The organism is Paraburkholderia sp. BR14312 (assembly GCF_040948675.1).
GTDB lineage: Bacteria > Pseudomonadota > Gammaproteobacteria > Burkholderiales > Burkholderiaceae > Paraburkholderia > Paraburkholderia nodosa_A.
Genome location: NZ_JBFPKI010000003.1, coordinates 556,891 through 571,280 on the forward strand (window position 1 = coordinate 556,891; position 14,390 = coordinate 571,280).

Genomic DNA, 14,390 nt, shown 5'->3' on the forward strand with positions numbered 1-14,390 from the left:
TGATTCGCCAATAATCAACACCCCTATGCGGGGCGTGATCATGACAAAAGGGTCAGACGGCGTAGGCGCGCGCAGGTTCCGCGCAATGGACTCGCAGTTTGGGCTCGCAGTTGGACTTTTCACGCTTTCAGATACTGCTCGCGGGCGCCGAGCCAGCGATTCAGATGCTGCGTGACGACGAGCGGAAACTCGTGCAGCAGCCGATCGGCCGCGCCGCGCGCAGGCTCGATGAGCCATGCGTCGGTCTCGAGGTTCGCGAAGCGCAGCATCGCCGCGCCAGATTGACGCGCGCCGAGAAATTCGCCGGGGCCGCGGATTTCGAGGTCCTTGCGCGCGATCTCGAAGCCGTCGGTGGTCTCGCGCATGGTTTGCAGGCGCGCGCGGCCCGTGAGCGACAACGGCCCGGTATAGAGCAGCACGCACACCGAAGCGGCGCTGCCCCGCCCCACGCGCCCGCGCAACTGGTGCAATTGCGCGAGGCCGAAACGCTCGGCGTGCTCGATCACCATCAGCGACGCATTGGGCACGTCCACGCCGACTTCGATGACCGTCGTCGCCACGAGCAGCTGCACCTCGTTGCGTGAGAACGCATCCATGACGGCGGCCTTGTCCGTGGAAGCGAGGCGGCCGTGCACGAGCCCGACGGTGAGCTCCGGCAGCGCGGCTACCAGCGTTTCGTAAGTCTCGACGGCCGTTTGCAGCTGCAGCGTCTCGCTTTCCTCGATCAGTGGACATACCCAGTACACCTGACGACCCGTGAGCGCCGCTGCGCGCACGCGCGCGATCACTTCCTCGCGGCGCGCGTCGGAAATGAGCTTCGTGAGGATCGGCGTGCGGCCGGGCGGCAGCTCGTCGATGGTGGAGACGTCGAGATCCGCGTAGTAGGTCATGGCGAGCGTGCGCGGGATCGGCGTAGCCGACATCATCAGCTGATGCGGCTGGAACTCGCGATGCGTCTCGCCCGGCGCTTTCGCGTTCTGCGCCTTGGCACGCAGCGCGAGCCGCTGCTCGACGCCGAAGCGATGCTGTTCGTCGACGATCACGAGGCCGAGACGCGCGAATTCCACGGCCTCCTGAATGATCGCGTGCGTGCCGATCACGAGCTGCGCCGTGCCGAGCGCCGCGGCTTCGAGCGCCGCGCGCTTTTCCTTGGCCTTGAGGCTGCCCGCGAGCCACGCCACCCGCACGCCGAGCGGCTCGAGCCAGCCGCGCAGCTTGCGCGCGTGCTGTTCCGCGAGGATTTCGGTGGGCGCCATGAGCGCGGCCTGGTAGCCGGCGTCGATGGCCTGCGCCGCCGCGAGCGCCGCGACCACGGTCTTGCCGCTGCCCACGTCGCCTTGCAGCAGACGCTGCATGGGGTGCGGCTGTTCGAGATCGTGCGCGATTTCCGCCACCACGCGCTCCTGCGCGCCGGTGAGCGTGAACGGCAACGCGCCGCGCAGCCGCGCGAGCAGTGTCTCGTCGCTCTTGCGCCCCGCGACGTGACGCGCCATCGCGGGCGCGGCGCGCGTGCGGCGCTCTTCGTGCGCGCGCTTGAGCGACAGTTGCTGCGCGAGCAGCTCCTCGAACTTGATGCGCGTCCACGCGGGATGCGTGCCGTCGATCAGCTCGTGCTCGTCGGCGTTCACGGGCGGGTGGTGCAACGTCTTCACGGCGTCCATCAAGGGCGGCAGATTCAGCGGCTCCATGAACTCTTGCGCCACCGCATCCGGTAGCAGTTCTGGCAGATGCGCACGCGAAAGCGCGTTGTCGATCGCCTTGCGCAGATACGCCTGGCTCACGCCCGCCGTGGACGGATACACGGGCGTAAGCGCCTGCGGCAGCGGCGCGTCGCCCTCCACGACCTTCACCGCCGGATGCACCATCTCCATGCCGAAGAAGCCGCCGCGCACGTCGCCGCGCACGCGCAGGCGCTTGCCGATCGCCATCTGCGTGACCTGCGAGCCGTAGAAGTTCAGGAAGCGCAAATGAAGCTGGTCGCCGTTGTGATCCTCGAGCTTCACGACGAGCTGGCGGCGCGGCCGGTAGGCGATCTCGTTGTCGAACACCACGCCTTCGGTTTGCGCGATGCCGCCCGGCAGCAGTTCGCCGATGGGCGTGAGCGTGGTTTCGTCCTCGTAGCGCATCGGCAGATGCAACACGAGATCGATGTCGCTGCGCAGACCGAGTTTGGCGAGCCGGTCGGCGGTTTTGGTGAGCTTGGGCTTGTCTTTGGCCGCGGCTTTTTCTACGGCTTCTTCCACGGCCTTGTCCGCGGACTTCTTCGCGGCGCGTTTGCGCGCGGGCGCTGCGGCCCCTTGCGTCGCGTCCGCTTGCCGCTTGCGCTCGCCGTCCTCGGGCTTGCGCGCGTCGTCGGGCGCCTCGCTCGCGGTATCGGCTTCGGACATCAATCGGCTAACGGATGGGGGCATGGGCAGCTTCGCAAGTACAATATCGGCTTTCCGGTATGGCGCGGCGCGTGCAGCGCGACGGCCTCTGCCATCGGGCACGCCGCGCGCATCGCTATCGCGCACGTCCCGCAATCATAGCCTTTCGTCACGCACGAACGGCCATTGCAGCCGCTTTTTGGGGCACAACCGCTTGACGGTTCGGCTCCGCGAAGCCGCCGCGCGCCGGGCCTCCGGCGCATTTCCGTTACTTCAGGCCGCATGTTCAAGCTTTCCGATTTCGATTTCGACCTCCCCGAGGAACTGATCGCGCAGACCGCCCTGCCCGAGCGCAGCGCGAGCCGTCTGCTCGAGGTCGATAACACGACGCAGTTGCCAGGCCAACCTGCGCGTCTGACCGACCGCCGCTTTTCCGACCTGCCCGCGCGCATCGCGCCGGGCGACCTGCTCGTCTTCAACGATACCAAGGTGCTGAAGGCGCGTTTCTTCGGCCAGAAGGCGAGCGGCGGCAAGATCGAGGTGCTCGTGGAGCGCCTGACCGGCGCGCGCACGGCGCTCGCGCAGATCCGCGCGAGCAAGAGCCCGGGCCCCGGCACGGTGCTGCGCCTCGCCGATGCGTTCGACGTGACGGTGGGCGAGCGCGTCGATCAGTTCTATACGCTGCACTTTCCGGACGACGGCCTCACGCTGATCGAGCAGCACGGGCGTCTGCCGCTGCCGCCCTACATCACGCACGACGCCGACGCGAGCGACGAAACGCGCTATCAAACGGTGTTCGCGCAGAATCCGGGCGCGGTGGCCGCGCCCACGGCGGGCCTGCACTTCGACGACGCCCTGCTCGCGCAACTCGACGCGCAAGGCGTGGAGCGCGCCACGCTCACGTTGCACGTGGGCGCGGGCACGTTCCAGCCGGTGCGCGTGGAGAACATCGCCGAGCACAAGATGCATAGCGAGTGGTATGAGCTGCCGCAATCGCTCGTCGACAAGATCGCGGCCACGCGTGCGCGCGGCGGCCGCGTGATTGCGGTGGGCACGACCTCGATGCGCGCGCTCGAAGCCGCCGCGCGCGCCGCCGCGAACGAGAACCGCGCACTCGCGGCAACGCAGGCGGAAACCGATATCTTCATCACGCCTGGCTACAAATTCCGCGTGGTAGACCGGCTCGTGACGAACTTCCACCTGCCGAAGTCCACGCTGCTGATGCTCGTCTCGGCGTTCGCGGGCATCGAGACGATACGCGCTGCGTACCGTCACGCGATTGCGGAACGCTATCGCTTCTTCAGTTACGGTGACGCCATGCTGCTGACCCGAACCGACGACGCGCTCAACAAGTAACACTTACGCTTCCCAAGCCTCCGCGCGACACAACCAACGCGCGGCGGCCTTTCACTATCTGCGCCGGACTTGCGATCCGGAGTTGGCGCTTTAGCGCTTACTCCGGTCCCATGCAAAGCACGCGATCCGGAGTTGGCGCTTTAGCGCATACTCCGGTCCCATGCAAAGCATTTTTCGGTGGCACAGGAGTCAACCGCATGACCGACGGTCATCAAAGCAACGCACGCGCCGAACACGGCACGTATCTGGGCGAACGCCCGCAGAACGGCCTCAAATTCGAATTGCTCGGCACTGACGGCCTCGCCCGCCGTGGCCGCGTCACGCTCAATCACGGCGTGGTCGAAACGCCGATCTTCATGCCCGTGGGCACCTACGGCACGGTGAAGGCCACGCAGCCGCGCGAGCTCGAAGAGATGAAGGCGCAGATCATCCTCGGCAACACCTTCCACCTCTGGCTGCGCCCGGGCCTGGAAACGATCGAGGCGCACGGCGGCCTGCATCGCTTCATGGGCTGGAACCGGCCGATCCTCACGGATTCGGGCGGCTTCCAGGTGTTCTCACTCGGCGACCTGCGCAAGATCTCGGAAGACGGCGTGCGCTTCGCCTCGCCCGTGAACGGCGACAAGCTGTTCCTCTCGCCCGAAGTGTCGATGCAGATCCAGAAGGTGCTGAACTCCGACATCGTCATGCAGTTCGACGAGTGCACGCCCTACGCGACCAACGGCGTGCCCACGACGCACAAGGAAGCCGCGGATTCGATGCGCATGTCGATGCGCTGGGCGCAGCGCTCGATCGACGAGTTCAACCGTCTCGGCAATCCGAATGCACTCTTCGGCATCGTGCAGGGCGGCATGTTCGAGGACCTGCGCGACGAATCGCTCGCCGGCCTCTCGCAGATGCCGTTCCACGGCTACGCGATCGGCGGTCTTTCGGTGGGCGAACCGAAGGAAGACATGATGCGCGTGCTCGAACACATCGCGCCGAAGCTGCCTGCCGACAAGCCGCACTATCTGATGGGCGTCGGCACCCCGGAGGACCTGGTGGCGGGCGTGGCCTCGGGCGTCGACATGTTCGACTGCGTGATGCCCACGCGCAACGCGCGCAACGGCTGGATCTTCACGCGCTTTGGCGACATCAAGATCCGCAACGCCGTGCACCGCAACTCGCTGCGCCCGCTCGACGAACAATGCGGCTGCTATACCTGCCGCAACTTCACGCGCGGCTACCTGCACCACCTGCACCGTGTGGGCGAGATCCTCGGCGCGCAGCTCAACACGATCCACAATCTGCACTACTACCTGGAGCTGATGAGCGAGATGCGCGCGGCGATCGAGACGAAGACGTTCGCGGCGTTCCGCCAGCGCTTCGCCGAGCAGCGCGCACGCGGCGTGGACTGAGACGGTGTTACCTGCCGCCCGCAATATTACAATAACCTTTCGCGATAATGGTGCGGACAAGGCATGCGGTCCGCTCGCGCCGCCCCGGTTTTCACGCGCATGCATGTCGCGTCGGGGCGGGATCCGCGATAAGCACTTGATCGCAAAGCCAATTTTGCGTCATCGTCGCGATGAATGCCGGTGGTAGAATAACCGGCTCGCTTTTTGATCGTAAAAAACGGAGAGACCAACGTGTCGTTCATTTCCAATGCCTTCGCGCAAGGCAGTGCAGCAGGTGGTGCCGAATCGAGCCTCATGAGCTTCCTGCCGCTCATTCTGATGTTCGCCGTGCTGTACTTCATCATGATCCGTCCGCAGATGAAGCGTCAGAAGGAACATCGCAACATGCTCGCGGCCATGGCCAAGGGCGACGAAGTGATCACGAGCGGCGGCATCGTCGGCAAGGTGACCAAGGTCAGCGAAGCCTACGTCGGCGTCGAAATCGCCGATGGCACGGAAATCACCGTGCAGAAGTCGTCGGTCTCGACCATCCTGCCGAAGGGCACGATCAAGTCGCTGTAAAGCTTCACGGTTTCCCCGAGGCCGTTGCCTCCGAAAGAACGGCCTCGCGCATCCGACCCGCCCTCGCAGCCACTGACCGGCAAACGTCAATGCAGGTACGCCCCGAAGGCAACGCCGGACGCGCACGCAGCGCTTAAGGCCATTCCCCTCCCCCGTTGGGTCAACCAATGAACCGTTATCCCCTCTGGAAATATGTCGTGATGCTGGTGGCGCTCGTCATCGGCTTCGTGTACACATTGCCCAATTTCTTCGGCGAAGCGCCCGCGGTCCAGGTGTCGAGCGGTAAAGCCACCGTCAAGCTCGACTCGGGCACGCTCGCCCAGGTCGAAGCCGCGGTCGCCGCGAACAATATCCGCGCGACCGACGTGACGTTCGACAACTCGTCGATGAACGCGAACATCCGCGTGCGCGTCGCCGACACGGACACGCAGCTGCGCCTGAAAGACGCGCTGAACAAGGCGCTGAACGCCGACCTGAACGACCCGCAGTACATCGTCGCCCTGAACCTGCAGAGCGCCTCGCCGCGCTGGCTCACGTCGCTGCGCGCGCTGCCGATGTACCTCGGCCTCGACCTGCGCGGCGGTGTGCACTTCCTGCTCCAGGTCGACATGAACGGCGCGCTCAACAAGAAGCTCGACTCCGACGCTTCGGACGTGCGAACGCTCCTGCGCGACAAGAACATCCGCGACGGCGGCGTGAACCGCGTCAACCAGTCGGTGGTCGTCAATTTCGCCGACGCCGATACGGCCGAGCAGGCGCGCAAGGTTCTCGCGGGCTCGGGCGGCATCACCGAACTGCAGTGGTCCTCGCAGAACAACCCCGAAGGCGGCGTACAGCTCGTCGGCACGTTCACGCCGGCCGTGAAGACGGCGGTTCAGCAAGCCGCGCTCAAGCAGAACATCCAGACGCTGCACAACCGCGTGAACGAACTCGGCGTGGCCGAGCCCGTGATCCAGCAGCAAGGCGACGACCGTATCGTGGTCGAGCTGCCGGGCGTGCAGGACACCGCCAAGGCGAAGGACATCATCGGACGCACGGCGACGCTCGAAGCGCGCCTCGCCGACCCGATGGGCCTGCATCCGGACGTGAACGCGCCGGTGCCGCCGGGCGACGAGCTCTTCACGCAAGGCAATGCCGCGCCGGTGCTCCTGCGCAAGCAGGTGATCTTCACCGGCGACCGCATCATCGACGCCTCGGCGGGCTTTGACGAGCATCAGCGTCCGTCGGTCAACATCCGCCTCGATTCGGCGGGCGGCCGCGCGGTGCGCGCCGTCTCGCGCGACAACATCGGCAAGCCGATGGCGATGGTGCTGTTCGAAAAGGGCAAGGGCGAAGTGCTGACGGTGGCGACCATCCAGTCCGAACTGGGCGACCGCTTCCAGATCACGGGCCAGCCCACGCCGCAGGCCGCCGCCGACCTCGCACTGCTGCTGCGCGCAGGTTCGCTTGCCGCGCCGATGGACATCATCGAGGAACGCACGGTTGGCCCGAGCCTTGGTGCGGACAACATCCGCAAGGGCTTCGACTCGGTGATCTACGGCTTCGCCGCCATCGCCGTGTTCATGATCGCGTACTACATGCTGTTCGGCGCGATCTCGATGATCGGCCTGTCGGTGAACCTGCTGCTGCTCGTCGCCGTGCTGTCCATGCTGCAGGCCACGCTCACGCTGCCGGGTATCGCGGCTATTGCGCTGGCGCTCGGTATGGCGATCGACGCGAACGTGCTGATCAACGAGCGCGTGCGCGAAGAACTGCGCAACGGCGCGCCGCCGCAACTGGCCATCCAGAACGGCTACGCACACGCCTGGGCGACGATTCTCGACTCGAACGTGACCACGCTCATCGCCGGTCTCGCGCTGCTCGCGTTCGGTTCGGGCCCGGTGCGGGGCTTCGCGATCGTGCACTGTATCGGCATTCTCACGTCGATGTTCTCGGCCGTGTTCTTCTCGCGCGGTCTCGTGAACCTCTGGTACGGCGGCAAGAAGAAGCTCAAGTCGCTCGCGGTGGGTCAGGTGTGGCGTCCGGAGCCGGATGAAGGCACGCCCGCGCTCGCCGGCGCCGATGCCGGCACGGACACGGGCCGCGCCGTCGCGGCCACCACCGGCGCCGCCCGGCGCGAACCGGCCAAGGCCGGCGCGAAGGGCGCCGCACGCGCCAAACCGGTCGTACGCCGCCGCGATGCCCAGGGCGGCACTGGCGGCTCCGGCAACAACACCGGCTCGTCCCGCTGATACGGAGTCACGAACATGGAATTTTTCCGCATCCGCAAGGACATCCCGTTCATGAAGCACGCGTTGATCTTCAACGCGATCTCGCTTCTTACCTTCATCGCGGCGGTGTTCTTCCTCTTCCACCGTGGCCTGCACCTGTCGATCGAATTCACGGGCGGCACGGTCATTGAAGTGCAGTATCCGCAGGCGGTGCCGCTCGAGCCGCTGCGCGACTCGCTCACGAAGATCGGCTACGGCGACGCCCAGGTGCAGAACTTCGGCACTTCGCGCGACGTGCTGATCCGCCTGCCGCTCAAGCAGGGCCTGAGCTCCGCGCAGCAGAGCGACCAGGTGATGTCCACGCTCAAGGCGGCTGAGCCGCAGGTGCAGCTGCAGCGCGTGGAGTTCGTCGGCCCGCAGGTCGGCAAGGAACTCGCCACCGACGGCCTGCTCGCGCTCGCCTGCGTGGTGGCGGGCATCGTCATCTACCTGTCGTTCCGCTTCGAATGGAAGTACGCCGTGGCCGGCGTGATCGCGAACCTGCACGACGTCGTGATCATTTTGGGCTTCTTCGCGTTCTTCCAGTGGGAGTTCTCGCTCTCGGTGCTCGCGGCCGTGCTCGCCGTGCTCGGCTACTCGGTCAACGAATCGGTCGTTATCTTCGACCGGATTCGCGAGACCTTCCGGCGCGAGCGCAAGATGAGCGTGACCGAAGTCATCAACCACGCGATCACCAGTACGATGTCGCGAACCATCATCACCCACGGCTGTACGCAGATGATGGTGCTCTCGATGTTCTTCTTCGGCGGCCCGACGCTGCACTACTTCGCCCTGGCGCTGACGGTGGGTATTCTCTTCGGCATCTACTCGTCGGTGTTCGTTGCCGCGGCGCTCGCCATGTGGCTCGGCGTGAAACGCGAAGACCTCATCAAGGACAAGAAGGAAAAGTTCGATCCGAACGATCCGAACGCGGGCGCGCAGGTGTAAGCGGCGCACCAGCAAAAAAAAAAAAGCCGGTTCTTGCGAACCGGCTTTTTTTTCGTGCCTGCGCAACGCAACGGCTTTCGCCGCGCCGCCGCGCTTGCCTACTGCTTGATCCCTTCGGCCTGGATATGCAGCGTGGTCTTCATCTGGAAGCCGTACTTCTTGCCCGAGTCCATGCCGAAGTCGTCGCGGTTGAATGCGGCTTCGGCCTCCACGCCGCATACCTCGCGCTTGAGCACGGGGTGCTGCATGCATTTGAACGACGCGATCTCGAGCTTGAGCGGCCGCGTCACGCCGTGCAGGGTGAAGTCGCCGATCACCTCCTTGGGCGTATCGCCATTGAAGACGATGCGCGTGCCCTTGTAGGTGGCCGTGGGGTACTTCGCGACATCGAGAAAGTCGTCGCCGACCAGATGCTGGTCGAGCTGCGGATTGCCGGTCTGGATCGACGCCGGATCGATCGTCACGTCTACGGTGCCCGTCTTCGCCGCGCGGTCCAGCGTGACCATGCCCGTGGTCTTCGTGAACTTCCCGCGCCACGTGGACAGACCGCCGAAGTGGTCGGCTTCGAAGCTCGGAAACGTGTGATTCGGATCGAGCTGGTAAGTATCGGCGGCGTGCGAGGCTTGCGTCATCAGAGCGGCGAGCGACACGGCGCAGCCTGCGGCCATCAGTACGAGCTTGTTCAAAAGCGCCTCCTCGGGGTCGTCGCTCTACTTGTGCGCGACGACGATGTGAAATTTGATGAGCACTTCGTCGGCCACAATTGAGGTGTCCTTCCACTCGCCGGTGCCGATGTCGAAGGCGAGCCGGTGGATCGGCAACGTGCCGTCGAAAGTCTGCGTCCCGCCCTGCTGCGTGAGCACGACGGGCACGGCCACGTTCTGCGTGTGCCCCTTGATCGTCAGTTTGCCGCTCACGCTGTACTGGTTCGTCGCGGTCGGCGCGATGGCCGTCGAGACGAACGTTGCCTGCGGGAACGTCTTCGCGTCGAACCATTCGGGTCCGTGCACCGAATCGTTGTAGGTCGGGTCGCCCAGATCATAGCTCGCCGTGTCGACCGTGATCTTCGCGCTGCCGCCCGCGGGTTTGGCCGGATCGAAGGCGATCTGCGCGTCGAACTTCGTGAAGCTGCCCTGGACCGGCACGTTCATCTGGCGCGAGACAGCGACGATCGTACTCTTCGCCGCGTCGAGCTGCGCATGCGCGGCTGCGCCCGCGAGCAGCGCCGCAGCCGCGCCGGCCCACACTGCCGCGGCCCCGACCGCTGGGCGCCACCGGTAAGAACGAATCCACCTCGACAAGGCTTCCATGATCGTCTCGCTTTGATTGCGTAGTCATTGACTTCGTGGATGGGCAGCGGCCACCTTGCGCAGCCATGCATGCTCCATGCCCGAAAGATAGTCCAAATTGGGTGACTGCAAACATCTGGAGATAAGGGCCGGGTCCCCGCCGGGCTCGCACACGCTCACGGCACAAACGTGGCACACTTCGCAGCCCGTTCGCAGCCCGTTCGCAGCTCCGGCAGCCGCCCCGTGCGGGGCCCGCGGCTCGTTCCGGCACGCCGCCGGGCGCGTTTGGTAACATGGCGCGAAGCGCTGTCGGCACCTTTCGGCCTGTGTGCCGCCGCAGCGCGTCCTTCGTTCACGTCGTTTTGCAACACCTGCCCGCATGGCCCAGGACAAACTGATCGCGTGTCACGATTGCGACGCGCTCTACCGCAAACCGCGGCTGCTCGGCCGCCAGTCAGCGCGTTGCTCGCGCTGCGGCGCCACGCTCTACAGCAGCGCCGCGTCCCAGCTCGACCGCATCTGCGCCATCACGCTCGCGGCGCTCGTCACCTTCATCATCGCCCAGTCGTTCCCGATCATCGAGCTCGATGCGAACGGCATCACTACGGAGTCGAGCCTGTTCGGCGCCCTCGTAGTGCTGTGGCACGAGGACATGGAGATCATCGCGGTGATCGTGTTCTGCGCAACCATCCTCTTTCCGCTCACGGAGATGGTAGCGCTGCTTTACGTCCTGCTGCCTGTGCGGCGCGGCTTCATTCCCCCGGGCTTCGACTACGTGCTGCGCTGCATCCAGTTCGTGCGGCCCTGGGGCATGCTCGAGGTCTTCATGCTGGGCGTGCTCATCACCATCGTGAAAATGGTGAGCCTCGCGCGGGTGATTCCCGAAACCGCGCTCTTCGCCTTCGGCGCGCTCACGCTGATGTTCACCGTGGTCGTCACATTCGATGCGCGCACGCTCTGGGACATTGCCGACGGCCTGCGCGACGCCGCCCGCGCGGCCCGCGGGGGCAGTGCGGGTCCGGGCGGCCTCGCCGGCGACGCCGGCTCGGGCGGACCGCACACGCCGCATTCGCCCGCCTCGCCGTCACCGGCGCACCCGCTCTCCGAGCCCGAGATCCGCGAGCCCGGTACAGGCGCGCAAGACCCGGCAGCGCCGCGCGGCCGCCCGCTGCCCAAGGGGCCCCGATGAAATACCAGACCGCCAGCGACGCCGGCTACATCTCCTGCCACGCCTGCGGGCACGTGCAGGCGCATGTGCGCGCGCGGGGCCACGTGCGCTGCGCACGCTGCGGCTCGCCCATGCACGAGCGCAACCCGGACAGCATCATGCGTACGTGGGCGCTCCTGATTGCCGCGGCGCTGCTCTACATCCCCGCGAACCTGCTGCCCGTGATGCATACGACCTCGCTCGTCGGCGAAGAGGACGACACCATCATGAGCGGCGTGGTCTACTTCTGGACCTCGGGCGACTGGCCGCTTGCCGTGATCGTCTTTATCGCCAGTATTCTCGTGCCGATGCTCAAGCTATCGGTGCTCGCGCTGCTCGCGTTCACCTCGCAGCGCGGCTCGACCTGGCGGCCCGTGGAACGCACGAAGCTCTACCGGCTCGTCGAATTCATCGGGCGCTGGTCGATGCTCGACGTGTTCGTTGTCACGCTAACCGTGGCGCTGGTACGCTTCCAGTCCCTTGCGGTCATCACGGCGGGCCCCGGCGCGATCGCGTTCGGCTCGGTCGTGATCCTGACGATGATCGCCTCGATGCAGTTCGATCCGCGCTTGATCTGGGATCCGGTGGACGAAGACAAACACAAACCTGCGCAACACACACAGGATCAACCCCATGAATAGTCCGAAAGGACCGACCCCGCCCAATCTGCCGGAGCCGGAGATCGTCAAGCCGCGGCGCTGGCTGCCCTCGCTCGTCTGGATCGTGCCGATCGTCGCGGCGCTGATCGGCGTGGCGCTCGTCGTGAAGTCGGTCGCCACGCGCGGCCCGACCATCACGATCAGCTTCGTGAGCGCCGAAGGACTCGAGCCCGGCAAGACCAAGGTCAAGTACAAGGACGTGGACATCGGCTCGGTGCGCGCCATCAAGCTCTCGCCCAACCTTTCGCATGTGATCGTTACGGTCGAACTCACCAAGGACGCCGAACGCTTCGCCGTGAAGGACAGCCGCTTCTGGGTCGTGCGCCCCCGCGTGGGTGCAAGCGGCGTCTCGGGCCTCACCACGCTGCTCTCGGGCTCGTATATCGGCGCGGACGCGGGCCGCTCGCAGGAGTCGCAAAGCGACTTCGTCGGGCTGGAGGCGCCGCCTGCCGTGACCATCGACGAGAAGGGCCATCGCTATATCCTGCACAGTGCGACGCTCGGCTCGCTCGACATCGGCACGCCGATCTTCTACCGGCGCATCCAGGTCGGCCAGGTGACGGGCTATTCGCTCGACAAGGACGGCACCGGCGTGACGGTGCAGGTGTTCGTGAGCGCGCCCTTCGACCAGTACGTGGGCACCAACACGCGCTGGTGGCACGCGAGCGGCGTGAACGTGCAGCTCGATTCGAACGGCATCAAGGTCAACACGCAATCCCTCGCCACGATCGTGGTGGGCGGCCTCGCGTTCCAGGCTCCGCCCGGGCAGTCCATGGGCCCCCAGGCGCCCGACAGCGCCACCTTCGCGCTGGCCTCCGACGAGGCTGAGGCAATGCGCGAGCCGGACGGTGCGCCGCAACGCGTGGTCATGTACTTCAATCAGTCGTTGCGCGGCCTTTCGGTGGGTGCGGCGGTCGATTTCCGCGGCATCGCGCTCGGCCAGGTCACCGACATCGGGATCGAATACGACCCGAAACAGCACAACTTCACGATGCCAGTGACGATCGACCTCTATCCGCTGCGCCTGTCGCGCCGCATCCGCGGCGAAGCGCCCGCGCCGCATACGCCGCAAAGCGAGGAGCTGATCAAGCGGCTCGTCGCGCGCGGCCTGCGCGGCCAGTTGCGCACCGGCAACCTGATCACGGGTCAGCTTTACATCGCGCTCGACATCTTCCCGAAGGCGGGCCCCGCGACGGTCGACTTCAACCACGACCCGCTCGAGCTGCCCACGGTGCCGAACTCGCTCGAAGAACTGCAGCTGCAGGTCGCGGACATTGCGAAGAAGCTCGATCAGATTCCGTTCGACAAGATCGGCAACAACCTGAACGACTCGCTCAAGAACGCCAACCAGCTGTTCGGCAAGGTGAACGATCAGATCCTGCCGCAGCTGCAAGGCACGCTCGACCAGGCGCAGAAGACCTTCAACGCTGCGCAGTCCACGCTGCAGCAAGATTCGCCGCTGCAGTCCGACGTGCACCAGGCGATGCAGGAACTCACGCGTACGCTGCAATCGCTCAACGCGCTCTCCGATTACCTGGAGCGCCATCCCGAATCGCTGCTGCGCGGCAAATCTGGAGACAAGCCATGACGTTCCGACGCGTCCCCGCCCTTGCCGCGCTCGGCGCGCTGGTCATAGCCGCCGCGCTGGCGGGCTGCAGTTCGCCCGCCAGCCGGTTCTACACGCTCAGCCCGAGCGACGACACGGGTCGCACCGCCGCGGCCGCGCCGAGCGCGGGCAACGCCCAATGGCTGATCGAACTGGCGCCTGTCGACGTGCCGCCGCAGGTCGCAAAGGCACAGTTCGTCGTGCAAACCGACGCCAACCAGGTGCGCGTACTCGAGCAGGAGCGCTGGTCCTCGATGCCCGGCGACGAGATCCGCCGGGCGCTCTCGGGCGACCTCACGCAGCAGCTCGGCACCATCGACGTGTACGGCTCGCCGCATCCCGAGGGCGTGCCCGTCTATCGCGTGAGCGTGAACGTGCAGCGCTTCGAATCGTGGCCGGGCTCGCACGCGCTCATCGACGCCGTGTGGAGCGTGCGCGCGCTCGACACGCAAACGGTCCTGACCTGCCGCAGCGTGCTCAACGAGAAGGTGGGCGACGGCTACGACGCGCTCGTCATCGGCCACCGGCAGGCGGTCGAGGCGCTCTCGCAGTCGATCGCGAGCGGCGTGCGCGCGCTCGCGGCCGCGCCGCGCGTGAGTGTGGCCTCGAATGGCACGAAGGCTGGTGTGCGTGCGAAGACGGCGGCGAGCATCGCGTGTCCGCAGATGGCGGCCGCCGGCGGCTGAGGCGGCGTTTTTTGCTGAGGCGAGTCTGCGGCGCACCTGATCGCCACGCCCCAAAGGCGATCCAGA

General features: G+C 66.0%; 12 protein-coding genes. 9 read left to right on the forward strand and 3 right to left on the reverse strand.

Going from position 1 to position 14,390, the window contains the following annotated elements; translation table 11 throughout:
- Positions 1-119: 119 nt before the first annotated feature.
- Positions 120-2,411, reverse strand: coding sequence for an ATP-dependent DNA helicase RecG (recG, locus tag AB3X98_RS11740; RefSeq protein ID WP_368610249.1), 2,292 nt, complete (start codon positions 2,409-2,411; stop codon positions 120-122).
- Positions 2,412-2,648: 237 nt separating this feature from the next.
- Here recG and queA point away from each other — a divergent pair, with 237 nt between their 5' ends.
- From queA to secF, 5 genes are all read left to right on the forward strand, one after another.
- The gene (gene queA / locus AB3X98_RS11745) at positions 2,649-3,722 is read left to right on the forward strand and encodes a tRNA preQ1(34) S-adenosylmethionine ribosyltransferase-isomerase QueA (RefSeq protein WP_368605663.1); all 1,074 of its coding nucleotides are present in this window, start codon (positions 2,649-2,651) and stop codon (positions 3,720-3,722) included.
- A gap of 197 nt (positions 3,723-3,919) precedes the next feature.
- Entirely contained in the window at positions 3,920-5,119 is a 1,200-nt protein-coding gene (tgt, locus tag AB3X98_RS11750; protein WP_321930635.1) for a tRNA guanosine(34) transglycosylase Tgt, read from the forward strand.
- A gap of 231 nt (positions 5,120-5,350) precedes the next feature.
- Positions 5,351-5,680, forward strand: a complete 330-nt coding sequence (gene yajC / locus AB3X98_RS11755; RefSeq protein WP_042262488.1) for a preprotein translocase subunit YajC — start codon at positions 5,351-5,353, stop codon at positions 5,678-5,680.
- 167 nt (positions 5,681-5,847) lie between these two features.
- Positions 5,848-7,911 carry a protein translocase subunit SecD gene (secD, locus tag AB3X98_RS11760; RefSeq protein WP_069268462.1) on the forward strand — a complete coding sequence of 688 codons (2,064 nt, stop codon included), beginning with the start codon at positions 5,848-5,850 and terminating at the stop codon, positions 7,909-7,911.
- Positions 7,912-7,926: 15 nt separating this feature from the next.
- Positions 7,927-8,877 (forward strand): protein translocase subunit SecF, encoded by a 951-nt coding sequence (gene secF, locus AB3X98_RS11765; RefSeq protein WP_069268461.1) that lies wholly within the window; start codon positions 7,927-7,929, stop codon positions 8,875-8,877.
- A gap of 98 nt (positions 8,878-8,975) precedes the next feature.
- Here the strand turns inward: secF and AB3X98_RS11770 are convergent, their stop codons facing one another.
- Together AB3X98_RS11770 and AB3X98_RS11775 are read right to left on the reverse strand one after the other, a co-directional pair.
- Positions 8,976-9,545: a YceI family protein gene (locus AB3X98_RS11770; protein ID WP_342947975.1), complete on the reverse strand. Its 570-nt coding sequence runs from the start codon at positions 9,543-9,545 to the stop codon at positions 8,976-8,978.
- Positions 9,546-9,587: 42 nt separating this feature from the next.
- Complete coding sequence (locus AB3X98_RS11775) at positions 9,588-10,187, reverse strand: YceI family protein (protein ID WP_342947666.1); 600 nt, start codon at positions 10,185-10,187, stop codon at positions 9,588-9,590.
- Between the two features lie 358 nt (positions 10,188-10,545).
- Here AB3X98_RS11775 and AB3X98_RS11780 point away from each other — a divergent pair, with 358 nt between their 5' ends.
- The 4 genes from AB3X98_RS11780 to AB3X98_RS11795 are packed head-to-tail and all read left to right on the forward strand — an operon-like array spanning position 10,546 to position 14,324.
- Positions 10,546-11,355 (forward strand): paraquat-inducible protein A, encoded by an 810-nt coding sequence (locus AB3X98_RS11780; RefSeq protein ID WP_368605664.1) that lies wholly within the window; start codon positions 10,546-10,548, stop codon positions 11,353-11,355.
- Complete coding sequence (locus AB3X98_RS11785) at positions 11,352-12,014, forward strand: paraquat-inducible protein A (RefSeq protein ID WP_069268459.1); 663 nt, start codon at positions 11,352-11,354, stop codon at positions 12,012-12,014. Before AB3X98_RS11780 ends, AB3X98_RS11785 begins: the two co-directional genes overlap by 4 nt.
- The gene (locus AB3X98_RS11790; RefSeq protein WP_368605665.1) at positions 12,007-13,620 is read left to right on the forward strand and encodes an intermembrane transport protein PqiB; all 1,614 of its coding nucleotides are present in this window, start codon (positions 12,007-12,009) and stop codon (positions 13,618-13,620) included. Before AB3X98_RS11785 ends, AB3X98_RS11790 begins: the two co-directional genes overlap by 8 nt.
- Positions 13,617-14,324, forward strand: a complete 708-nt coding sequence (locus AB3X98_RS11795; protein WP_069268457.1) for a membrane integrity-associated transporter subunit PqiC — start codon at positions 13,617-13,619, stop codon at positions 14,322-14,324. The genes AB3X98_RS11790 and AB3X98_RS11795 overlap by 4 nt, the downstream gene beginning before the upstream one ends.
- Positions 14,325-14,390 lie beyond the last annotated feature (66 nt).